The organism is Pontibacillus sp. ABV4_188, from assembly GCF_056311905.1.
On record NZ_CM149975.1, the window covers coordinates 332,942 to 354,102 of the forward strand.

Genomic DNA, 21,161 nt, shown 5'->3' on the forward strand with positions numbered 1-21,161 from the left:
GTTCTACTAGATCTGACGGGTCGTAGTATTTTGGTTTCAACGATTAAAATCTACCTTATTTTCTACCATATTATATTGAAATAACTAAAAGTATGGATGTAATGAAGGCGAACGAATTTAGTGTAATTTAATTTAAATGTTCGTGTATTGTTGATTTATTTAAGGAGTATTGTTAGAGTATAAGTATAAATGAAAAGAACGATGTACCTCATATAATCTCGGGGATAAGGCCCGTAAGTTTCTACCTGACTACCTTAAATGGTCGGACTATGAGGGAAGATTGGACACAAGTGTACCTATTACATATAGATGTGATTGGACTTATTCGTGCGCCTATTATCTTCTCTCAAATTGAGATGAGATAATAGGCGCTTTTTTTATACGTAGAAACTAGGGGGAGAAGTCACCGTTACTTTTAAATAGGAAAGGAAGAATACAAATGGCTGATGTAGGTGTAGTGATGGGCAGTTTATCAGACTGGGAAACGATGAAACATACTTGCTTCATGTTAGAGCATCTTGGTGTGTCGTATGAGAAAGGAATTCTGTCAGCTCACCGTACTCCAGAAGATATGTTCGAATACGCAGACGGGGCGCGGAGTAAGGGACTAAAGGTTATTATTGCTGGGGCTGGGGGCGCGGCGCATTTGCCAGGCATGGTTGCTTCTAAAACAACTCTACCGGTTATTGGAGTGCCTGTTCAATCGAAATTAGATGGTTGGGACTCGTTGTTGTCAATCGTTCAAATGCCAGGAGGAATCCCTGTAGCCACCGTGGCTGTAGGTACGGCTGGAGCCAAAAATGCTGGCATTCTGGCCGCTGAAATATTAGCCGTATTTGACCACGATTTAGCTAATCGATTGAAAGCTTACCGGGATGAACTTAAAGAAAACGTTGAAGAGATGAGGGGGCAACTCTATGAATCAAGCAATCTTACCTAACGCTACTATTGGCATACTTGGAGGAGGACAGCTTGGCCGTATGATGGCTGTGGCCGCAAAGCAAATGGGATATAGAATTGCGGTGCAAGATCCTGTAAAGAATGGCTCTTGTGCTCAGGTTGCAGATATCCATATTCCTTCTGCTTTAGATAGTCTTGAAGGAGCAAAGAAGCTTGCTGAAGTGAGTGAGGTTATAACGTATGAATTTGAGAACGTAGACCTTTCGTTAGCCAAGTATTTAGTTGAGCAGGGGAAGCTTCCTCAAGGTGTTGAAGCACTAGAAGTTACACAGAACCGTGGGAGGGAGAAGAAGCGGCTTGAACAAGCAGGCGTTCCTGTAGCTCCGTATCGACTACTTGATAAAACCGATGATCTCCAGGAAGCGGTTGATTCGATTGGTTTTCCTTGTGTAATTAAAACGGTTGAAGGTGGTTACGACGGCAAGGGGCAGTTTCGTATAAGGAGCAAGGAAGATGTGAACGAAGCACAACGTTTCCTTAAAGATCATGGAGGTTGCATATTGGAAAGCTGGTTACCGTTCGATACAGAAGTTTCTGTCATTATGACAAGAGGGATGGACGGTGATATTGCCGTATTCCCTATGCCAGCTAACCTTCATGAACATCATATGCTACGAGAAAGTGTAGTACCTGCATCTGTATCTAGTGAAGTATTGGATAAAGCAAGGACGTACGCGGTGCGAATAGCTGCCTACTTAGGTGTAGTCGGAACGTTTGCTGTCGAGATGTTTGTAGTGGGAGAGGATGTTTACGTTAATGAGATGGCACCTCGCCCTCATAATTCGGGCCACTTTACGATAGAAGCTTGTAATGTATCTCAGTTTGAACAACATATTCGGGCCATTTGTGGATTGCCTCTTCTAAATATAGACACACCCTATGCGGCGGTGATGAGAAATATTATCGGGACAGAGGCAGAAAGCTACGGCATAAACGCTCATCACTTTTTCGATTGTCACGTTCATTTGTATGGGAAAGACAAGGTTAAACCCATGCGCAAGATGGGTCACGTGACAGCAATCGGTAAAACGGTTGAAGAAGCTAAAGAAAAATTAGACCAAGACCAGGTTGTACTTGGCACCAGGGGGTAGCGGAATGAAAGGTTCATTACTATACGAAGGAAAAGCGAAGAAAGTGTATTCCCTAATCGGAGAAGAGTATGAATTGATTCTGGAGTATAAAGATGAAGCAACGGCTTTTAACGGAAAGAAACATCAGACATTTCGAGGAAAAGGTCGATTGAACAATTTAATTTCAGCCCATGTATTTTCCTATTTAAAGTTAGCTGGAATTCCGACACATTTTATCCAGACGCTTTCGGACACAGAACAGCTCGTGAAGCAATCGCAAATTATTCCGCTCGAGGTCGTGGTCAGAAATGTTGCAGCTGGTAGCATGACGCGTCGCCTCGGTTTAGAAGAAGGGACAGAACTCCCTAAGCCAATTGTAGAATTTTATTATAAGAGTGATGACCTCGATGATCCCTTTATAAATGATGAACATGCACGCTTCTTAGCAAAAATAGACCAAAGTGATTTGGACCATATAAAAGCAGCTGCCCTTAGGGTTAATCACCATTTGCATGTCATGTTCAGTGAGATTGAGCTTCGATTAATCGACTTTAAATTGGAGTTTGGACGTCTCCATGACGGCTCCATTGTGCTATCTGATGAAATTTCGCCTGACACATGCCGCCTATGGGATCAGACTACGAACCGAAAAATGGATAAAGATGTGTTCCGCAATGATATAGGGGATCTTGTTGAAATTTATGAAATTATTTTAAAGCGTCTGGAGGCGATCGTTCATGTATAAAGTGTATGTTTACGTAACGTTGAAAGAGGGAGTTCTTGATCCGCAGGGGAAGGCCATCCAGGAATCGATGCATTCGTTAGCTTATGATGAGGTTGAGGGCGTTCGAGTTGGGAAGTATTTTGAACTGACAGTAAGGGATACAGGAGAGATTGACAAACGTGTAAATGAGCTATGTGATCGATTGCTTGCCAATCCTGTCATTGAAGAATACCGCTATACTTTAGAGGAGGTCGTTCCCAATTGAAGTTCGCCGTAATCGTGTTTCCAGGATCAAACTGTGACCGAGATATGTTTGATGCAGTACGGTCTCAATTAAAAGAAGATGTAGAGATGGTCTCCTCTTCTACAACTGACTTGTCCAACTTCGACGCGATCCTTTTGCCTGGTGGGTTCTCACATGGAGATTACTTACGCTCAGGCGCTATGGCAAGTGTTGCTCCGGTTGTTCGCGCGATTCAGGACGAAGCAGATAAAGGAACCTTTATTCTAGGCGTATGCAACGGATTTCAGATCCTTTTAGAAGCTGGGCTACTTCCTGGAGCCATGCTTCCAAATCGTGACCTAGCTTTCATATGTAAAACAGACCTTGTTCGTGTAGCAAATAACAATACGGTATTCACGAACCTTTATGAAGAAGGAGCGACTTTGAAGCTACCAATTGCTCACGGGGAAGGCAACTATTATTGCGATGAAGCAACTTACCGTCGTCTTGTAGATCATGATCAAATTCTATTTACTTATGAAAACAACCCAAATGGCTCCGTCTATGATATAGCCGGTATTTGTAATGAAAGAGGAAACGTTCTTGGTATGATGCCACACCCGGAACGTGCAGTTGAGGCACTTCTTGGTTCAGAAGATGGTTTGAAGTTATTTCAATCAATGGTAGCGAATTGGAGGGGAACGCATGTACAACACACTTGATTTGAGTCCGTCGCGAATAGAAGAAGAACAACTCTATAAGGAAATGGGACTAAGTGATTCTGAGTTTGCCCTAATGAAAAACGTGCTTGGGCGTGTACCGAACTACACCGAAACAGGCCTCTTCTCTGTCATGTGGTCCGAACACTGCAGTTACAAAAACTCAAAGCCATTGTTGAAACACTTCCCAACGAAGGGTCCACACGTTTTACAAGGGCCTGGTGAAGGAGCCGGCGTCGTTGATATAGGTGACAATCAGGCGGTTGTATTTAAGATGGAAAGCCATAATCACCCTTCTGCTATTGAACCGTATCAAGGTGCAGCGACAGGTGTTGGTGGTATCTTGCGTGATGTGTTCTCCATGGGAGCTCGTCCGATCGCTCTACTGAATTCCCTCCGGTTTGGAGAACTAACAACAGAACGGATGAAGTATTTATTTAAGGAAGTTGTGCACGGTATAGCTGGGTATGGAAACTGTGTCGGGGTTCCTACTGTGGGTGGAGAAGTTCAGTTTGATCGCTGTTACGAAGGCAACCCACTTGTGAATGCGATGTGTGTTGGATTAATTGATCAACGAGACGTTCAGAAAGGGATTGCGGCAGGAGTTGGAAATACTGTGATGTACGCCGGGGCGCCAACGGGTCGAGATGGTATTCACGGAGCAACGTTCGCTTCAGAGGAATTATCAGATGCTTCAGCTAGTAAACGCCCATCTGTTCAGGTCGGTGACCCTTTTATGGAGAAACTACTCATTGAAGCGTGTCTAGACGTCATCCACTGTGATGCTCTTGTCGGCATACAGGATATGGGCGCAGCTGGGTTAACGTCTTCTGCTAGTGAGATGGCCGGTAAAGCTGGTACTGGAATCCGAATGAATTTAGACAACGTTCCACAGCGCGAGGAGAATATGACGGCTTATGAAATGATGCTCTCAGAATCGCAAGAAAGAATGCTTCTCGTCGTTGAGAAGGGACGTGAAGAAGAAGTTGCAGAGATCTTTGAACGGTACAGCTTACATGCAGTTTCGATTGGTGAAGTCATTGAGGAGCGTGTGTTGCGGCTAGAACATGAAGGTAGAGTCGTAGCTGATGTTCCTGTAGATGCGCTAGCTGAAGAAGCTCCTGTTTATGTACAAGAAGAGGTTGAGCCTGCTTATATTGAAGAATACAGAAATATTATCTATCGTCCGGAAGTGGAAGATATGGGCGAAATGCTAACCACGCTACTCAAGCAGCCTACGATTGCAAGCAAGGAATGGGTGTATGAGCAGTATGACCATATGGTTCAAACGAATACGGTTGTCGCACCAGGTTCTGATGCAGCCGTGGTTCGTGTGAAAGGGACAGAGAAGGCCTTAGCGATGACAACGGATTGTAACTCTCGCTATATTCACTTAGATCCGTACCTTGGAGGACAAATTGCTGTGGCTGAAGCGGCCAGGAATATCGTTTGCTCCGGGGGGCGTCCGTTGGCCCTAACTGATTGCTTGAATTTCGGCAGTCCAGAAATTCCAGAAACGTACTGGAAGATGAAGCAATCCGTACTTGGTATGAGCGAAGCGTGTACGACGCTCTCCACACCTGTCATTAGCGGGAACGTATCCTTGTACAACGAATCGAATGGAGTATCTGTTTACCCTACCCCTGTTGTTGGAATGGTTGGGTTAATTGAAGACCTTTCACATATTACGCGTCAAAGCTTTCAAGAGCGTGGAGATCTGATCTACGTAATTGGTGAGGCAAATCCAGAGTTTAGCGGAAGTGAACTGCAAAAGGTGTTAGAAGACGCTTACTTTGGACCTTGTCCGAAGCTTGATTTAGAAGTTGAGAAGAGAAGGCAAGAAGAAGTGCTCTCTGCTATTCAACAAGGACTCATTCGTTCTGCTCATGATATTGCTGAAGGGGGGCTTGGCGTGGCACTTGCTGAATCCTTATTTGAACACGACCTTGGTTGTGATGTCTCACTAAGTGGAGATCCGCTTACGGAACTCTTTAGTGAAACGCAATCTCGTTATGTCGTATCTGTACCTGGAGAACATCAGAAGGCGTTTGAATCAGTCGTTAGCGATGCAGTCTATCTCGGTGTGGTAACAGATCATCAACATTACTGTGTGAAACATGAGGGAGAAGATGTGATCTCTTTATTTACGCCTGATCTTAAGAAAGCTTGGAAGGAGGCTATTCCGTGCCAACTGAAATCAAAGGATTAAACGAAGAGTGCGGTGTGTTCGGTGTATGGGGCCATGAAGATGCTGCGCATTTGACTTATTATGGCCTTCACAGCCTTCAACATCGTGGCCAGGAAGGTGCTGGCATCATTGCTACCGATGGTGAGCAACTTCGTCTTGAGAAAGGGCTTGGCTTGATCACAGAGGTGTTTGAAGAGGAGCGATTCGATCGCCTTGAAGGTCATGGCGCCATTGGCCATGTTCGCTACGCCACACAAGGTGGCGGGGGATATGAAAATGTCCAGCCTCTTGTTTTTCGATCTCAGACAGGAAGCCTTGCTTTGGCGCATAATGGCAATCTTGTTAACGCTCATGCTTTAAAGCATCAGTTAGAAGCTCAAGGAAGTATTCTGCAAACGACCTCAGATACAGAAGTAGTGGCTCATCTTATAAAAAGAAGCGGTTACTTACCGCTTAAAGAGAGTATTATGCAATCACTGGCTATGCTGAAGGGTGCTTACGCTTTTGTAATGATGACCGAAGAGCAACTGTTTGTGGCCTTAGATCCTAAAGGGTTACGACCTCTTTCAATTGGAAAGTTAGGAGATGCTTACGTTGTTTCCTCTGAAACATGTGCGTTAGATGTTGTAGGAGCAGACTATATCAGAGAAGTCGATCCTGGTGAATTGATTACGATTGATAAAGATGGACTTCACTCCGATCGTTTCTCAGAGCCGCTTCAGCGGACGCTTTGTTCAATGGAGTATGTCTACTTTTCTCGACCTGACAGCAACTTAGATGGTGTGAATGTACACTCAGCGAGAAAGAGGATGGGGAAGGAACTTGCGAAAGAAGCGCCTATCGAAGCAGATGTTGTGACAGGAGTGCCTGATTCTAGTATCTCCGCAGCGATTGGGTTTGCTGAACAGTCAGGGATCCCTTATGAATTAGGGCTGATCAAGAATCGGTACGTAGGCCGCACATTTATTCAACCGTCTCAGGAATTGAGAGAGCAAGGTGTGAAGATGAAGCTGTCCCCGGTTAGAGGGATTGTAGAAGGGAAGCGCGTCGTCATGGTGGATGACTCAATCGTAAGGGGAACAACGAGTCGTCGTATTATTCAAATGTTGAAAGACGCAGGCGCTAAAGAGGTACACGTGCGAATCGGTGCTCCTCCACTTAAGAACCCGTGTTATTACGGCATTGATACGTCAACGAAAGCAGAGCTTATTGCAGGGCACCACAGTGTAGAAGAGATCCGGGAGATGATTGGTGCAGATAGCCTTGCCTTTTTATCAGTAGAGGGGCTGCAGGAGGCGATTGGGTCGCCTAAAGATTCTCTTCGCCACGGACAATGTCAGGCGTGCTTTACCGGAAGTTATCCGACTGAGATCTTTCCAAATACGGTTCATCCATACGAGAAAGTATAACGAGGTGATGAAATGAGAGAGTTATACAAAGAAGCGGGCGTTAATGTGGAAGCGGGATATGAGGCTGTTGAAGGAATGAAGAAACATGTCGCCAGAACGAAGCGTGCTGGTGTAATGGGAGGCGTTGGTGGATTTGGTGGACTGTTTGACTTAGCCAAGACGTCTTATCAGAATCCTGTTCTCGTCTCAGGCACAGACGGAGTGGGCACAAAGTTAAAACTAGCGATAGATTTAAAGCGACATGATACGATAGGGATAGACGCGGTGGCAATGTGTGTAAATGACATTATCGTGCAAGGTGCTGAACCATTATTCTTCTTGGATTATATTGCTTGTGGTAATAACGTTCCCGAGCGGATTGAGGCTATTGTAAAAGGAATTGCAGATGGGTGCGAACAAGCCGGATGTGCACTGATTGGCGGTGAGACTGCTGAAATGCCAGGTATGTATAAAGAAGATGATTATGATGTGGCAGGATTTGTTGTAGGGGCGGTAGAGAAAGAAGAACTTATTACAGGTGAAGCGGTTCAAGAGGGTGACCGGATCATAGGCCTTGCTTCGAGTGGAATTCATTCGAATGGTTACTCCCTCATAAGAAAGTGGATCGAGAATCATGACTTAGACCTTTCCGACCACTATGGGGTTTTTCCAGTGTCCCTTGGGGAAACGCTGCTTACTCCGACAAAAATCTATGCTAAAGCGATCAAGGCTTTGAACACTGCGATTGAGGTTAAAGGGATGGCCCATATTACAGGTGGAGGCTTTGAAGAGAACATACCTAGAATGCTCCCTGAAGGGTTTGGTGTATCTATTCAAAGAGGATCTTGGACGCCTCCGGTGATTTTTGATTTTCTAATGGATAAGACCTATGCATCGTCTGAAGAAATGTACAGTGTGTTTAATATGGGAATCGGGATGGCTGTTGTCATAGGTGAGGAAGATGTTGAAACGGCTCTTGCGCAATTAGAGGAAGCCGGAGAAGAAGCTTGGGTGATTGGGAGCGTGACCAAGGGAGAAGGAGTGGCGTATAGATGATGGATGGCCCAGTTTCAATAGCCGTTTTCGCTTCTGGGAGTGGCTCGAACTTTGAAGCGCTTGTTGAGCGTGCTGGTGAAGACTCTATCTATGAAGTGGGCCTGCTTGTCTGTGATCAACCTGAAGCAGCTGTGATCGAGAAAGCTAGACGATTTGGCATAGACGTCTTCTCTTTTTGTTCCAAAGATTATCCTGATAAAGCTACATTTGAATCAGTGATCTTGCAGAAGCTGAGGGATAAATCAATTGAGTGGTGTGTGTTAGCGGGTTATATGAGATTAATTGGCCCTACTCTTCTGAGAGCATACGAAGGAAAGATTATTAACATCCATCCATCACTGCTTCCGGCATTTCCAGGGAAAGATGCGATTGGTCAAGCTCTAGATGCAAAGGTGAAAGTAACCGGCGTTACCATTCATGTCGTCGATGAAGGGATAGACACGGGCCCGGTTATTGAGCAGATTCCTGTGCGAATAGAAGGAGATCGAACCAGGCTTCAACATGATATTCAGCGCGTTGAACACGAATTGTACCCAACCGTCGTCAAACAATGTATTAAAGGGGAGAAAGCAACATGACAGAGAAAAAGCGTGCATTATTAAGTGTATCGAATAAAACGGGCATCGTAGAATTTGCCAACCAACTTGCAACTATTGGGTATGAACTTGTTTCGACAGGAGGCACAAAGCGTACGTTAGAAGAAGCGGGGCTGCCTGTGCGTTCTATATCCGACATTACCGATTTCCCTGAAATTATGGATGGAAGAGTGAAAACCCTTCATCCGAATGTCCATGCTGGTCTGTTAGCGAAACGGAACCAACGAGAGCACCTTGAACAGCTGGATGATTTACATATTGATTTAATTGATCTTGTCGTTGTGAACCTTTATCCCTTTAAAGAAACCATATCAAAAGAGGGGATAACAGAAGAAGAGGCGATTGAAAATATTGATATTGGCGGGCCAACCATGCTTCGTGCTGCCGCGAAGAATTTCGAAGGGGTTACCGTGCTTGTGAACCCAGATGATTATGTTGAAGTACTGCCTTATTTAAAAGAGGATGAAGTTCCATACAATGTTCGCAAAAATCTGGCTGCCAAAGTGTTTAACCATACGGCAAGTTACGATGCGTACATCGCAAACTATTTCAATGAATTATTAGAAGATGAAACACCAGCTCAACAAACGAATACGTATGAACTTGTGCAATCGCTTCGTTACGGAGAGAACCCTCACCAGGATGCTGCCTTTTATAGAGACCCTCTTTATAAAGGTGCATCCATTGCTAATGCTGAACAGCTGAATGGAAAAGAACTCTCCTATAACAACATACAAGATGCCAACGCTGCGTTATCTATGGTTCTCGATTTCACGCAACCGGCTGCTATTGCTGTAAAGCATATGAACCCTTGTGGAGTTGGGGAAGGTGACACCATTTATTCTGCGTTTGAGCGCGCTTATGAAGCGGACCCGATTTCCATTTTCGGCGGGATTATCGCGGTTAACCGTGAAGTTGATCGAGATACAGCGCTACGAATGAAAGAAATCTTCCTCGAAATCATTATCGCTCCTTCTTTCTCAGAAGAGGCGCTAGAAGTACTAAAAGAGAAGAAAAACTTACGCCTGTTGAAACTCGATCTTAATGAAGAAAGTGGAGCATCAAAGCTTGTCACAAGTGTTCGCGGCGGTGTGCTCGTACAAGATACGGATGAGGGAACTCTTAACGATGTATCCATCTCCATTCCAACTGATCGTCGTCCGACAGATCAAGAATGGGAAGACTTACAGCTTGCTTGGAAAGTTGTGAAACACGTGAAATCAAATGCGATTGTTCTAGCCAAAAATCATCGTACCGTAGGTGTTGGAGCGGGTCAGATGAACAGAGTTGGAGCCGCAAATATAGCGATTGAACAAGCTGGCGAGCACTGTCACGGAGCAGCACTCGGGAGCGATGCATTCTTCCCGATGCCAGATACGGTCGAAGCTGCGGCTAAAGCTGGCGTAACAGCTATTATTCAGCCTGGAGGATCTAAACGAGATCAAGATTCCATTGATGCTTGTAACGAGCATGGCATTACGATGGTCTTAACAGGTATGCGTCATTTCAAACACTAAAGAGGGGTGAGGTCATGAATGTATTGGTTATTGGTCGTGGTGGAAGAGAGCATAGTATTGTTCGAAAGTTAGCGGTGAGTGAACGAGTGGATACAATCTTTGTAGCCCCTGGAAATGCTGGGATGACAGAAGCTACGCCTGTATCGATCTCTGAACAAGACAGTGAAGCTCTTATAGCGTTTGCTAAGCAAAATGAAGTCGCTTGGACAATCGTAGGCCCTGAAGTTCCTTTGCTAAATGGCGTTGTCAATGCTTTTAGGGAAGAGGGTCTTACCATTTTCGGACCGACCAAAGAGGCGGCTCTTATCGAGGGAAGTAAGGCATTTGCAAAAGAAGTTATGGCCAGTAGCGGTACACCGACTGGAGACTACCGCACGTTCTCTGTTGAAGAAGAAGCCATTTCATATCTTGAGTCAGTCGATTTCCCAGTTGTCATTAAAGCCAATGGACTTGCTGCTGGTAAAGGAGTTGTCATTGCAAAAGATGAACAAGAAGCTCATCAAACCATTCGCGGGATGCTTGGAGAAGAGCGATTTGGGGATGCTGGGAAAACGGTCGTTATTGAGGAATTTCTAGAAGGTGAAGAGTTTTCATTAATGGCTTTTGTGGATGGTCGGGATGTGTACCCGATGATTCCTGCTCAAGATTATAAGCGGGCATTTGACGATGACCTAGGGCCTAACACAGGTGGAATGGGAGCTTATGCCCCATCTGAGAACATCCCCCTAAGTGAGGTGGAACGTGCAGTTGGATCCATTCTAAAACCTGTAGCTAAAGCTCTTGTTGACCAGGGGCGTTCGTTTACAGGCATACTCTATGCAGGTTGTATTCTGACTGAGGAAGGTGCGAAAGTCATTGAATTTAATGCCAGGTTCGGTGATCCTGAAACCCAAGTTGTTCTGCCGCTATTAGAGAATGACTTAATTCAGGTGATGGAGGATGTCGCTGCTGGACGTGATCCAAAGATTCAATGGAAGCAAGCAACTTGTGCTGGAGTTGTTGTTGCATCTGTTGGATACCCAGGTTCTTATGAAAAAGGGCATCCTCTGCCGCAACTTGAAGAAACCTCGTCTTCTTTCTCTATTTATGCAGGAGTAAGAGAGGAACAAGGCAACCTGGTGTCAGACGGCGGCCGCGTCATGCTTGTCGGCTCTGTTCAACCTACCCTCGAGGAAGCCACGGCTCATGTATACAAAAGTCTTAAACCGGTCACAAGTCCGTATTTCTTTTACCGAACAGATATCGCGCGTCCTAAGACTATGTCTTCTTCTTCTGAATATAAATAAAGAGGATGGCCACAATACTACCGATAATTGTGGCGATAACAAACGTCATATCGGTTAGGTATTCCATGATATTCATGACACTTCATTCCTTTCTATACGGAAATTTGGGCTGGCCCAGGCGTTATGTCGCTTGGGCCAGCTTTTTTTGCATGAAGAGTCGCCTGCGCTTTTCATGGGATCTAGCTCCGGGGGCTAGGGCCTAGCGAGATAAGCAAGCTGACTGCAGTCCGCTACGCGAACTTCCGCCAGCTTGCTTATCCGGCCCCACACGAGGTGGGGTCGTTCGACGTTGCCACAGGACGTGGCGAACTTAGTCGAACTTCCTCATTTACTTGACCAACCCGCCTGCGCTTTTCATGAGATCTAGCTCCGGCGGGTAAGGGCTAGCGAGATAAGCAATCTACCTCCAATCTGCTACGCAGACTTACAGTAGCTTGCTTATCCGTACGCCCTTGACCAACCCGCCTGCGCTTTTCATGAGATCTAGCTCCGGGGGCTAGGGCCTAGCGAGATAAGCAATCTGACTGCAGTCCGCTACGCGAACTTCCGTCAGCTTGCTTATCCGTACGGCCCTGGGCAAGCCCCCTGCGCTTTTCATGATGGATTGAAAGTGCTCTCTTCGTCTTCTCTATCCTGCTGGTTGTTCTTTGTTTCTTCCATCATGGCTACGACTGGGCAGTAGCGAACGATGCCTTCGGCCACTTTCATGGATGCTAACATGATCATCATCCAGTTGCCGTCTCTCCATGGTTTTCGTACCATTTTTGCCGTGGAGAAAGAGAGTAGTGTTAAGCCGAGTGTGATGCGAATCATTGCGTTGATAATGCCGATGTTTGGACGTACCATTTTTTTACTCATTCCCTTCAAAACGTTAATGCAGTAAATGTTTGCGTGTGTTACGATAGTAAAAAAGATGACAAGCTTTTACATTCAAATAGATGGAGTGATGGACGATGAATGAACACCGTTACCGATGGCGCAATCGACAACTCCGTGAACATGTAGCAGTAGTAGATGGTGCGCATGCTCCGTCGATCGTGTTAACCAATGCCACGTATTTAAACGTTTACTTAAAACAATGGATGGAAGCAAATATATGGATTTACGACGATCGCATTGTCTATGTGGGTGATGCACTTCCTGAGTCTGATGAAGCTACCGAAATCGTGGACTGCACAGGGCAGTATCTCGTTCCGGGCTACATCGAACCACATGCCCATCCTTTTCAGTTATATAATCCCCACCGTTTAGCTCAATATGCATTACAAACTGGAACAACCACGTTAATCAACGATAACTTAGTGTTGCTTTTTTTATTACACAAAAAGAAAGCGTTTTCTTTATTGGAAGACTTAAATGATGTGCCGGCTTCGATGTATTGGTGGAGCCGTTTTGACTCCCAATCAGCTCTTCAACAAGAGGATCATTTCCTTAGTGACGAAGATGTTCAGGATTGGCTTGAGCATGATGCTGTTATACAGGGCGGCGAACTAACGGGTTGGCCAGGTGTACTAAAGGATGATGATCGTGTATTGCATTGGATGCAAGAGACCAAGCGCAAACGAAAGCCTATTGAGGGGCATTTTCCTGGTGCATCGGAGAAGACGCTTACGAAGATGAAGCTCCTTGGAACCGATTCCGATCATGAATCAATGACTGGGGAAGAGGTATGGAATCGAATCCGACTTGGGTATATGACGGCTCTTCGCTATTCTTCCATTCGTCCTGATCTTCCGCAGTTGTTAAAAGAAATGAAAGACTGGAATATCCGTGTGTATGACCGCCTTATGATGACAACCGATGGTGCGACACCATCCTTTTATGAACAAGGGATCATGGATCGCTGTATTGAAATTGCATTAGAAAACGATGTGCCTGATTATGAAGCGTATAGTATGGCATCCTTTAATGCAGCTAAACACTTTGGAATCGATCACCGAGTGGGAAGCATCTCGCCTGGGTGTGTGGCTCACATTAATATCCTTAGCGGTAAACATTCGCCAACCCCAATCTCGGTTATAGCAAAAGGGGCATGGGTAAAGAGGGATGGGCAAACGGTTGAACAGTCGAATCCATTCAATTGGGATAAGCATGACTTAAGCCCTTTAGAGATTGACTGGGATTTAACAGAACGGGATTTACAATTCTCGATTCCTCTTGGTTTGGAGATGGTTAATGAAGTGATTCTGAAGCCGTACGCCATTCAATCTGAACTTTCAGGAGATCAGGCAGGTACAGAGGATGAAGCGTTCTTAATGCTAATGGACAGGGAAGGCAAGTGGAAGGTAAATTCGATGATTAAAGGATTTACGAAGACACTTGGCGGACTTGTGAGTTCTTATTCAAATACAGGGGACTTCATCTTTATAGGAAAGAACAAGTCAGATATAGGGGTGGCTTTTAACCGTATGAAAGAGATCGGGGGAGGGGTCGTGTTAGCTCACGAAGGTGAAATTGTGTATGAACTTCCTCTACCTGTTGCTGGGATGATGTCTGACGAAGCGATGGAGACAATCATCTCTCATGAACAACAAGTGAAGCGCATTTTAGGAGAACACGGATATCCATTTCAAGATCCAATCTACACACTATTGTTTCTCTCATCTATGCATCTTCCTTTCATACGAATTACACCTAAAGGAATTATGGACGTTAAGAAGAAAGAGGTACTCTTTCCTGCAATAATGCGTTAAAATGTAAATAGGGTAAAGTAATAAAGTACTTTAGGAAAAAGGTGTGTATGAACATGCGTAAGTCGTTAGGCTGGGTGTTTTTACTCATGCTCTTTATCGTCTCGGCTTGTTCTGTCGATCAGGTGGCGAACAAAGCCAGCGCAGAAAAGCCCGCAGAAGATGACGTCAAAGAGCAGTCAAAGAAAGGATTGGAACAACCAAAGGAAGAAACGCTTGTAGTGGAACAAGAGCCGGAATTTAAGAATATCTATCCATTAACAGGTGAGAAGACGAATGACGATGTCAGTCATCGTATCATGGCCGTTATGGTCAATAACCATTCCTATGCCAGACCGCAATCAGGCTTAAACGATGCGGATCTCGTATACGAAGTATTGGCTGAAGGGAGCATCACAAGATTTGTAGCTTTTTATCATAGTAAACAACCTGAAATGGTCGGTCCTATTAGAAGTGCTCGCGAGTACTACTACACGATTGCAAAAGGATACAATGCGATTTACTTGTACCACGGAGCTGCTGAGTATATTGAGAACCAGCTAAAAGCAGGTGCAATTGATCATTTGAACGGGATGTACTATGATAATGATCGGAATTTATTTAAACGGGAAACTTTCCGTAGTGCACCACATAATTCGTATATTCTTCTTGATGCTGTCTATGATGTAGCCAAACAGAAAGGCTATGCGGTAACGAACAACCATGAGCCTCTTCCATTTTTAACAGAAGACGAAATCCAATCCTTAGATGGGCAAGAGGCATCGAGCGTAAAGATTACGTATTCGAACACACCCCAAGAAACGGTTACATTCAAGTACAATCCAGAAGAAGAAACCTACGCAAGGTTCAACGATGGAGAAGCAACTGTAGATTATCATTCAAAAGAAGCCACTATGGTGGATAATATCTTTATTGTAGAAACAGGTCACCGTGTAATTGATAGTAAGTTACGCCGTGACATCGATTTAAATTCTGGTGGGAACGGGTACTTGATTCAAAAAGGACAAGTGCAACAAGTGACATGGAAGAATGAAGATGGCAGAATTTATCCTTTCAAAGATGGCAAAAAGCTCGGCTTCGTTCCTGGGAAAACGTGGGTCAACGTCGTACCTGAACAACCAGGCATCAGCCAATCCGTTTCAATCACCTCGCAATAATAAAAGGAGTGTCACACATGCAAATTGATAAACTAAGGGGTAAAGAATTAGATCAGCTATTTAAAGCAATCCTTACAATGGAATCAGTAGAAGAATGCTACAAACTATTCGATGACCTGGCAACCATGAACGAGGTTCAATCCCTTGCCCAGCGCTTAGAAGTAGCCCGCATGCTTCGTGAAGGGTTCACGTATCACAAAATCGAAAACGACACAGGCGCATCAACAGCCACAATCTCCCGCGTAAAACGTAGCCTAAACTACGGAAACGACGCCTATGCAATGGCTCTGGATCGCATTCAAGAATCTGAAAAAGAAGACGAATAATTAATCTTTGAGGCTGCCCTTGATGGGGCGGCCTTTTTTTGTTGGGATTTAAGCCGTCGAGCCGGCGGTTTAAGCCGTAAAGTCAGCATATAAGCCGTAAACTCCTCACTTAAGCCATAAAAAATTCAACTTAAGCCGTTATGAAAAAAATATAAGCCATCCCGCGCTCATTTAAGCCGTCGCGCCGGGGGGTTAAGCCGAGAATTCAGCATATAAGCCATTGAGCTGGAACTTAATCCGTAAATTCCCAACTCAAGCTTGCCCCAGCCAGAGCCTGATAACAACTCATGCACCTCCCCGCGTGTCGACACTACAATCCCCCCTCTATCCAAGTCACAGAATGAAAATTGTTTCACGTGTAACTTTTTTAACAGTCAGAAAATTAGACGGTGCAAGATCTCTTGCATATTTTTACAAAAATAGTTAACAAATGATCCCTTTCGATTATCTCAACAAAAGAAACCCGTATGTCGACGAAAATCGTCAGCATACGGGTTTCTGAATGCATGTTAGTACGTTAATTGATCTTCAATGAAGCTGCGTAGGTCGCTGATGTTTAGGCGAGTCTGTTCCATTGTGTCACGGTTACGTACGGTAACTTGACCGTCTTCTTTGGAATCGAAGTCGTATGTGATACAGAATGGTGTACCGATCTCGTCGTGACGGCGGTAACGTTTACCGATTGAACCAGCGTCGTCATAGTCGACCATGAAGTGCTTGGATAATTCAGCGAATACTTCTTTCGCTTCGTCGCCTAGCTTCTTAGAAAGTGGGAAGATCGCCGCTTTGTATGGTGCAACGGAAGGGTGGAACTTCATAACGGTACGGGAAGATCCATCTTCTAATTCTTCTTCTTCGTATGCGTCAGCTAGGAAAGCGAGTGCTAAGCGGTCTGCACCAAGGGCAGGCTCGATTACATAAGGAATGTAGCGCTCGTTTGTTTCCTGATCGATGTACTTGAAGTCCTCACCAGAGTGCTCAGCGTGTTGGTTCAGGTCGAAGTCTGTACGGGAAGCGATGCCCCAAAGTTCGCCCCAGCCCATTGGGAACTGATACTCAATGTCTGTTGTTGCGTTACTGTAGTGAGACAATTCATCTTCACCGTGCTCACGAAGGCGTAGGTTCTCGCCATCAATGCCAAGAGACATTAACCAGTTGTGGCAGAAGTTCTTCCAGTAATCGTACCATTCTAGTTCTTCGCCAGGCTTACAGAAGAACTCCATTTCCATTTGTTCGAATTCACGCGTACGGAAGATGAAGTTACCTGGTGTGATTTCGTTACGGAAACTCTTACCGATTTGCCCGATTCCGAATGGAAGCTTCTTACGCATGGAGCGTTGAACGTTTTTGAAGTTCACGAAGATTCCTTGTGCTGTTTCAGGGCGAAGGTAGATATCGTCTGTTGCGCCTTCTGTAACACCTTGTTGCGTTTGGAACATTAGGTTGAACTGACGAATGCCTGTGAAGTTCTTCTCGCCACATGTTGGGCAAGCGATGTCGTGTTGTTCAATTAGCTTTTCCATTTCTTCAAATGGAAGGCCATCAACGACTAGTTCATTACCTTCCGCTTCTAGCTTGTTCTCGATTAGTTTGTCTGCACGGTGGCGAGACTTACATTCTTTACAGTCGATCATCGGGTCGTTGAAGTTGCCTAGGTGACCAGATGCTTCCCACGTTTTCGGGTTCATTAAGATCGCTGCGTCAAGACCAACGTTAAGCGGGTTTTCTTGGATGAACTTTTGCCACCATGCGCGCTTTAAGTTGTTCTTTAACTCTACGCCAAGCGGGCCGTAATCCCATGTGTTCGCAAGGCCGCCGTAAATTTCAGAACCTTGGAAGATAAAGCCGCGATGCTTTGAATGTGATACCAATTGATCCATTGTTGCTTTCTTAGACATTTGAATGTCCTCCTTTATCACTTGAACTTTACTAAACAGATTGTGAAGTAGTCCCAAAAGCCATAAAAAAATCTCGCCACTGGGACTATGCCCAGGGACGAGATTGTAACCCGCGGTTCCACCCTGATTGATGACTTGCTAGGCTTAGCAAGCATCCACTTTATGCGTGCATACTCAGGAACGCCGTTTCTTTAAACCGTACTCTGAGCTCGCACCGTCCTCAGATCGCTAGGGGGAAGGGGGTTTAAATACTATTTTTCCGTCATCATATGATATAAACTTTTTGTTTTCTAATAGTAGCATAGCTTGTTTTTGTTCACAAGTCTACCCGGAAAAAGCCGAACTCCCTTTCGATTTGAAGGGGGTTTTTTGCTATAATGGATAAATGGAATATGGTAAACGGAGGCTAGTGCCATGTACGATATGAAAAAGTGGGAGCATGTGTTTAAGCTCGACCCTAACAAAGAGATTTCAGATGAAGATTTAGAACGAATATGTGAATCGGGAACAGATGCTGTCATGGTAGGTGGGACAGATGGTGTGACGTTAGATCAAGTCTTGTCATTGCTTGCAAGCATTCGCCGTTATTCGGTTCCTTGTATTTTAGAAATATCCAATTTAGAAGCCATTACACCTGGGTATGACTATTATTTTATTCCGATGGTGTTAAATAGTTCTGAAAAACGGTGGATGATGGATGTTCATCATGAAGCTGTGAAAGAATATGGAGATATTACAGATTGGGATGAGATGCTTGCTGAGGGGTATTGTATCTTAAACCCTGAGTCAAAGGCGTTTCAGGCTACGAATAGTGTCATGCCTGATGAGGAAGACGTGATTGCTTATGCCAGAATGGCTGAGCACTTGTTCCGCCTGCCGATCTTTTACCTTGAATATAGCGGTATATATGGTGATCCGGCGTTAGTAAAGAAAGTTGATCAAACGCTTGATCAAACCTTGTTATTCTACGGAGGCGGTATTGAGACGCCTGAACAAGCCAAGGAAATGAAAGCTTTTGCCGATGTCATTGTTGTAGGAAATGTCATTTACGATAATATGAAACAAGCTTTAAAAACGGTAGCAGCCGTAAAAGAACGAGAATAAAGGAGTGTCGCTCTCTTGAGCCCGTTAACAAACGACTTGCTAAAAGGATTGAACGAACAACAACGAGAAGCTGTAGTAAAGACAGATGGCCCGTTGCTTCTAATGGCCGGAGCAGGTAGTGGGAAGACGCGTGTGTTAACCCACCGTATTGCTTACTTATTAGGAGAGAAAGAGATTGCACCGAGAAACGTATTAGCGATTACGTTTACGAATAAAGCAGCGCGCGAGATGAAGGATCGTGTAGGCGACCTAGTGGGTCCAGAAGCACGCGATATGTGGATCTCCACGTTCCACTCCATGTGTGTACGCATTTTGCGTCGCGATATTGATCGAATCGGGATTAACCGTAACTTCTCCATTTTAGATACGACGGACCAGCTTTCTGTTATTAAGCAGGTTCTGAAGGACTTGAACTTAGATCCGAAGAAGTTCGACCCGCGTGCCATGCTTGGTGCTATTAGCACAGCGAAGAACGAACTGAAAACGCCTGAGGATTTTAGTAAAACAACAGGCAACTACTATGAGCAACAAACAGCGGCAGTTTATGAGAAGTACCAGAAGACGCTTCGTAAGAACCAGTCGCTTGATTTCGATGACCTAATCATGCAGACACTAACGCTGTTTGATCGTCTTCCTGAAGTATTGGAATATTACCAGCGCCGTTTCCAATACATTCACGTTGATGAGTATCAGGATACGAACCATGCGCAGTATCAGCTTGTTAAGATGCTTGCGAATCGTTTCGAGAACTTGTGCGTAGTTGGGGACTCCGACCAATCGATTTATCGTTGGCGCGGAGCGGATATTGCGAACATCATGTCCTTTGAGAAAGACTATCCAACAGCAAAGGTCATTATGCTTGAGCAAAATTATCGTTCTACGAAGCGTATACTAGATGCGGCGAACGAAGTGATTCAGAATAACTCTGGTCGTAAGCCGAAGAACTTATGGACAGATAATGATGATGGCGAGTCGATCTTCTATTACCAGGCGCCGACTGAACGTGATGAGGGTCTTTTCGTAACGAACAAGATTGAAGACATGGTGCGGGCGACGAAGTTTAAATATAAAGACTGCGCTGTTCTGTATCGTACGAATGCTCAGTCCCGTACGATTGAGGAAACGTTTGTCAAAGCGAATATTCCGTATCAAATCGTCGGAGGCACGAAGTTCTACGACCGCAAAGAAATTAAAGACATGCTTGCGTACCTGCGCCTTATTGCGAATCCAGATGATGATATTAGCTTTGGGCGAATTGTTAACGAACCGAAGCGAGGCGTTGGGCGCACGTCCCTTGATAATTTACAGATGTATGCCGCTCGTCATGACCTCTCTTTATATGAAGCAGCCGGTGAAGTCGAGCAGGTTGGGCTTAGTAAGCGTGCAACGAATGCGATCCGTGATTTCCACAAAATGATCCGTAACTGGACGCAGCAACAAGATTTCTTATCGGCAACAGATCTTGTAGAAGATGTGCTAAAGATCACTGGATATGAGGATATGTTAAAGAATGAGAACAGCTTGGAAGCACAGAGCCGCCTTGAAAACATCAACGAATTCTTATCGGTTACGAAGAATTTTGAAGAACAAAATGAAGACAAGAGTCTGATTGCTTTCTTAACAGACCTCGCGCTTGTGGCAGATATTAACTCGGCTGATGAAGACCCGTTCGCTGATGATAAAGTTACTCTAATGACGCTTCACTCAGCTAAGGGACTTGAATTCCCGGTGGTCTTCTTAATTGGCATGGAGGAAAGTGTCTTCCCTCACAGTCGTTCCCTACAAGATGAAGAAGAAATGGAAGAGGAACGTCGCCTTGCATATGTTGGGATTACTCGTGCTGAGCAGCAGTTATTCTTAACAAATGCGAAGATGCGTACGCTGTTTGGGCGTACGAATATGAATCCTGAGAGTCGTTTTATTTCAGAGATTCCGGCTGAATTGATTGAAGGACGAGGGAACCAAGGTGGTGGATCTCCGTTTGGCGGTGGATTCCAGGACCCTGCGCCTTCTGGATTTAGTACAGGGCAACCAAAACCACCTAAGCGTAAAGCGACAACGATGAAGCAAAAAGCAGCATCTGGTGGAGATGGGGCCGATTTTGCCGTGGGTGATAAGGTATCCCATAAGAAATGGGGCGAAGGCACCGTCGTCAAAGTTCAAGGGGAAGGAGATTCCAAAGAGCTAGATATCGCGTTCCCTGCGCCAAATGGTATTAAGCGTGTCCTGGCCAAATTTGCTCCTATTACTAAGCAATAG

General features: G+C 45.0%; 19 protein-coding genes and 1 riboswitch. Of the genes, 16 read left to right on the forward strand and 3 right to left on the reverse strand.

Annotated features, from left to right (window positions below; genetic code table 11):
- The first annotated feature begins 188 nt into the window (after nt 1–188).
- Nucleotides 189–290: riboswitch (purine riboswitch) on the forward strand.
- Between the two features lie 149 nt (nt 291–439).
- The 11 genes from purE to purD are packed head-to-tail and all read left to right on the forward strand — an operon-like array spanning nt 440 to nt 11,727.
- Complete coding sequence (gene purE / locus ACYX4O_RS01865; protein ID WP_476354062.1) at nt 440–940, forward strand: 5-(carboxyamino)imidazole ribonucleotide mutase; 501 nt, start codon at nt 440–442, stop codon at nt 938–940.
- Nucleotides 918–2,051, forward strand: coding sequence for a 5-(carboxyamino)imidazole ribonucleotide synthase (gene purK, locus ACYX4O_RS01870; RefSeq protein ID WP_476354064.1), 1,134 nt, complete (start codon nt 918–920; stop codon nt 2,049–2,051). Before purE ends, purK begins: the two co-directional genes overlap by 23 nt.
- A gap of 4 nt (nt 2,052–2,055) precedes the next feature.
- Complete coding sequence (gene purC / locus ACYX4O_RS01875; protein ID WP_476354066.1) at nt 2,056–2,775, forward strand: phosphoribosylaminoimidazolesuccinocarboxamide synthase; 720 nt, start codon at nt 2,056–2,058, stop codon at nt 2,773–2,775.
- Nucleotides 2,768–3,019 carry a phosphoribosylformylglycinamidine synthase subunit PurS gene (gene purS, locus ACYX4O_RS01880; protein ID WP_476354068.1) on the forward strand — a complete coding sequence of 84 codons (252 nt, stop codon included), beginning with the start codon at nt 2,768–2,770 and terminating at the stop codon, nt 3,017–3,019. The genes purC and purS overlap by 8 nt, the downstream gene beginning before the upstream one ends.
- Nucleotides 3,016–3,699, forward strand: a complete 684-nt coding sequence (purQ, locus tag ACYX4O_RS01885) for a phosphoribosylformylglycinamidine synthase subunit PurQ (protein WP_476354070.1) — start codon at nt 3,016–3,018, stop codon at nt 3,697–3,699. Before purS ends, purQ begins: the two co-directional genes overlap by 4 nt.
- Complete coding sequence (purL, locus tag ACYX4O_RS01890; RefSeq protein ID WP_476354072.1) at nt 3,683–5,905, forward strand: phosphoribosylformylglycinamidine synthase subunit PurL; 2,223 nt, start codon at nt 3,683–3,685, stop codon at nt 5,903–5,905. Before purQ ends, purL begins: the two co-directional genes overlap by 17 nt.
- Complete coding sequence (gene purF / locus ACYX4O_RS01895) at nt 5,881–7,293, forward strand: amidophosphoribosyltransferase (protein ID WP_476354074.1); 1,413 nt, start codon at nt 5,881–5,883, stop codon at nt 7,291–7,293. Before purL ends, purF begins: the two co-directional genes overlap by 25 nt.
- A 12-nt stretch (nt 7,294–7,305) precedes the next feature.
- Nucleotides 7,306–8,328, forward strand: coding sequence for a phosphoribosylformylglycinamidine cyclo-ligase (purM, locus tag ACYX4O_RS01900; protein WP_476354075.1), 1,023 nt, complete (start codon nt 7,306–7,308; stop codon nt 8,326–8,328).
- Entirely contained in the window at nt 8,328–8,906 is a 579-nt protein-coding gene (gene purN, locus ACYX4O_RS01905; RefSeq protein ID WP_476356979.1) for a phosphoribosylglycinamide formyltransferase, read from the forward strand. Before purM ends, purN begins: the two co-directional genes overlap by 1 nt.
- Nucleotides 8,903–10,441, forward strand: a complete 1,539-nt coding sequence (gene purH / locus ACYX4O_RS01910; RefSeq protein WP_476354077.1) for a bifunctional phosphoribosylaminoimidazolecarboxamide formyltransferase/IMP cyclohydrolase — start codon at nt 8,903–8,905, stop codon at nt 10,439–10,441. The genes purN and purH overlap by 4 nt, the downstream gene beginning before the upstream one ends.
- Before the next feature lie 14 nt (nt 10,442–10,455).
- On the forward strand, nt 10,456–11,727 hold the full coding sequence (gene purD / locus ACYX4O_RS01915; RefSeq protein ID WP_476354079.1) for a phosphoribosylamine--glycine ligase: 1,272 nt from the start codon (nt 10,456–10,458) through the stop codon (nt 11,725–11,727).
- On the opposite strand, the gene ACYX4O_RS01920 is transcribed toward purD, so the two are convergent.
- Nucleotides 11,699–11,803 (reverse strand): EYxxD motif small membrane protein, encoded by a 105-nt coding sequence (locus ACYX4O_RS01920; protein WP_332307825.1) that lies wholly within the window; start codon nt 11,801–11,803, stop codon nt 11,699–11,701. The genes purD and ACYX4O_RS01920 overlap by 29 nt on opposite strands.
- Nucleotides 11,804–12,321: 518 nt before the next feature.
- Nucleotides 12,322–12,573 carry a YgaP family membrane protein gene (locus ACYX4O_RS01925; RefSeq protein ID WP_476354082.1) on the reverse strand — a complete coding sequence of 84 codons (252 nt, stop codon included), beginning with the start codon at nt 12,571–12,573 and terminating at the stop codon, nt 12,322–12,324.
- A gap of 107 nt (nt 12,574–12,680) precedes the next feature.
- Here ACYX4O_RS01925 and ACYX4O_RS01930 point away from each other — a divergent pair, with 107 nt between their 5' ends.
- The 3 genes from ACYX4O_RS01930 to ACYX4O_RS01940 are packed head-to-tail and all read left to right on the forward strand — an operon-like array spanning nt 12,681 to nt 15,900.
- Entirely contained in the window at nt 12,681–14,420 is a 1,740-nt protein-coding gene (locus tag ACYX4O_RS01930; RefSeq protein WP_476354084.1) for an adenine deaminase C-terminal domain-containing protein, read from the forward strand.
- A gap of 53 nt (nt 14,421–14,473) precedes the next feature.
- On the forward strand, nt 14,474–15,574 hold the full coding sequence (locus ACYX4O_RS01935) for a DUF3048 domain-containing protein (protein ID WP_476354086.1): 1,101 nt from the start codon (nt 14,474–14,476) through the stop codon (nt 15,572–15,574).
- A 17-nt stretch (nt 15,575–15,591) separates the two neighbouring features.
- A complete protein-coding gene (locus ACYX4O_RS01940) occupies nt 15,592–15,900 on the forward strand; it encodes a YerC/YecD family TrpR-related protein (RefSeq protein WP_476354087.1) in 309 nt (102 codons plus the stop codon).
- Between the two features lie 509 nt (nt 15,901–16,409).
- Here ACYX4O_RS01940 and ACYX4O_RS01945 read toward each other — a convergent pair.
- A complete protein-coding gene (locus tag ACYX4O_RS01945; RefSeq protein ID WP_188655447.1) occupies nt 16,410–17,798 on the reverse strand; it encodes a glycine--tRNA ligase in 1,389 nt (462 codons plus the stop codon).
- 414 nt (nt 17,799–18,212) lie between these two features.
- On the opposite strand from ACYX4O_RS01945, the gene pcrB reads away from it, so the two are divergent.
- Together pcrB and pcrA are read left to right on the forward strand one after the other, a co-directional pair.
- Entirely contained in the window at nt 18,213–18,902 is a 690-nt protein-coding gene (gene pcrB / locus ACYX4O_RS01950) for a heptaprenylglyceryl phosphate synthase (RefSeq protein ID WP_476354090.1), read from the forward strand.
- 15 nt (nt 18,903–18,917) lie between these two features.
- Complete coding sequence (gene pcrA / locus ACYX4O_RS01955; RefSeq protein ID WP_476354092.1) at nt 18,918–21,161, forward strand: DNA helicase PcrA; 2,244 nt, start codon at nt 18,918–18,920, stop codon at nt 21,159–21,161.

What these genes read in the sequence shown, in the direction of transcription:
- ACYX4O_RS01925 (WP_476354082.1), bottom strand. Translation starts at nt 12,573, where the DNA reads ATGGTACGTCCAAACATCGGCATTATCAACGCAATGATTCGCATCACA.
- pcrB (WP_476354090.1), top strand. Translation starts at nt 18,213, where the DNA reads ATGTACGATATGAAAAAGTGGGAGCATGTGTTTAAGCTCGACCCTAAC.
- ACYX4O_RS01930 (WP_476354084.1), top strand. Translation starts at nt 12,681, where the DNA reads ATGAATGAACACCGTTACCGATGGCGCAATCGACAACTCCGTGAACAT.
- purE (WP_476354062.1), top strand. Translation starts at nt 440, where the DNA reads ATGGCTGATGTAGGTGTAGTGATGGGCAGTTTATCAGACTGGGAAACG.
- ACYX4O_RS01945 (WP_188655447.1), bottom strand. Translation starts at nt 17,798, where the DNA reads ATGTCTAAGAAAGCAACAATGGATCAATTGGTATCACATTCAAAGCAT.
- purD (WP_476354079.1), top strand. Translation starts at nt 10,456, where the DNA reads ATGAATGTATTGGTTATTGGTCGTGGTGGAAGAGAGCATAGTATTGTT.
- ACYX4O_RS01935 (WP_476354086.1), top strand. Translation starts at nt 14,474, where the DNA reads ATGCGTAAGTCGTTAGGCTGGGTGTTTTTACTCATGCTCTTTATCGTC.
- purK (WP_476354064.1), top strand. Translation starts at nt 918, where the DNA reads ATGAATCAAGCAATCTTACCTAACGCTACTATTGGCATACTTGGAGGA.
- purS (WP_476354068.1), top strand. Translation starts at nt 2,768, where the DNA reads ATGTATAAAGTGTATGTTTACGTAACGTTGAAAGAGGGAGTTCTTGAT.
- ACYX4O_RS01920 (WP_332307825.1), bottom strand. Translation starts at nt 11,803, where the DNA reads ATGAATATCATGGAATACCTAACCGATATGACGTTTGTTATCGCCACA.
- purM (WP_476354075.1), top strand. Translation starts at nt 7,306, where the DNA reads ATGAGAGAGTTATACAAAGAAGCGGGCGTTAATGTGGAAGCGGGATAT.
- purN (WP_476356979.1), top strand. Translation starts at nt 8,328, where the DNA reads ATGGATGGCCCAGTTTCAATAGCCGTTTTCGCTTCTGGGAGTGGCTCG.
- ACYX4O_RS01940 (WP_476354087.1), top strand. Translation starts at nt 15,592, where the DNA reads ATGCAAATTGATAAACTAAGGGGTAAAGAATTAGATCAGCTATTTAAA.
- purC (WP_476354066.1), top strand. Translation starts at nt 2,056, where the DNA reads ATGAAAGGTTCATTACTATACGAAGGAAAAGCGAAGAAAGTGTATTCC.
- purH (WP_476354077.1), top strand. Translation starts at nt 8,903, where the DNA reads ATGACAGAGAAAAAGCGTGCATTATTAAGTGTATCGAATAAAACGGGC.
- purL (WP_476354072.1), top strand. Translation starts at nt 3,683, where the DNA reads ATGTACAACACACTTGATTTGAGTCCGTCGCGAATAGAAGAAGAACAA.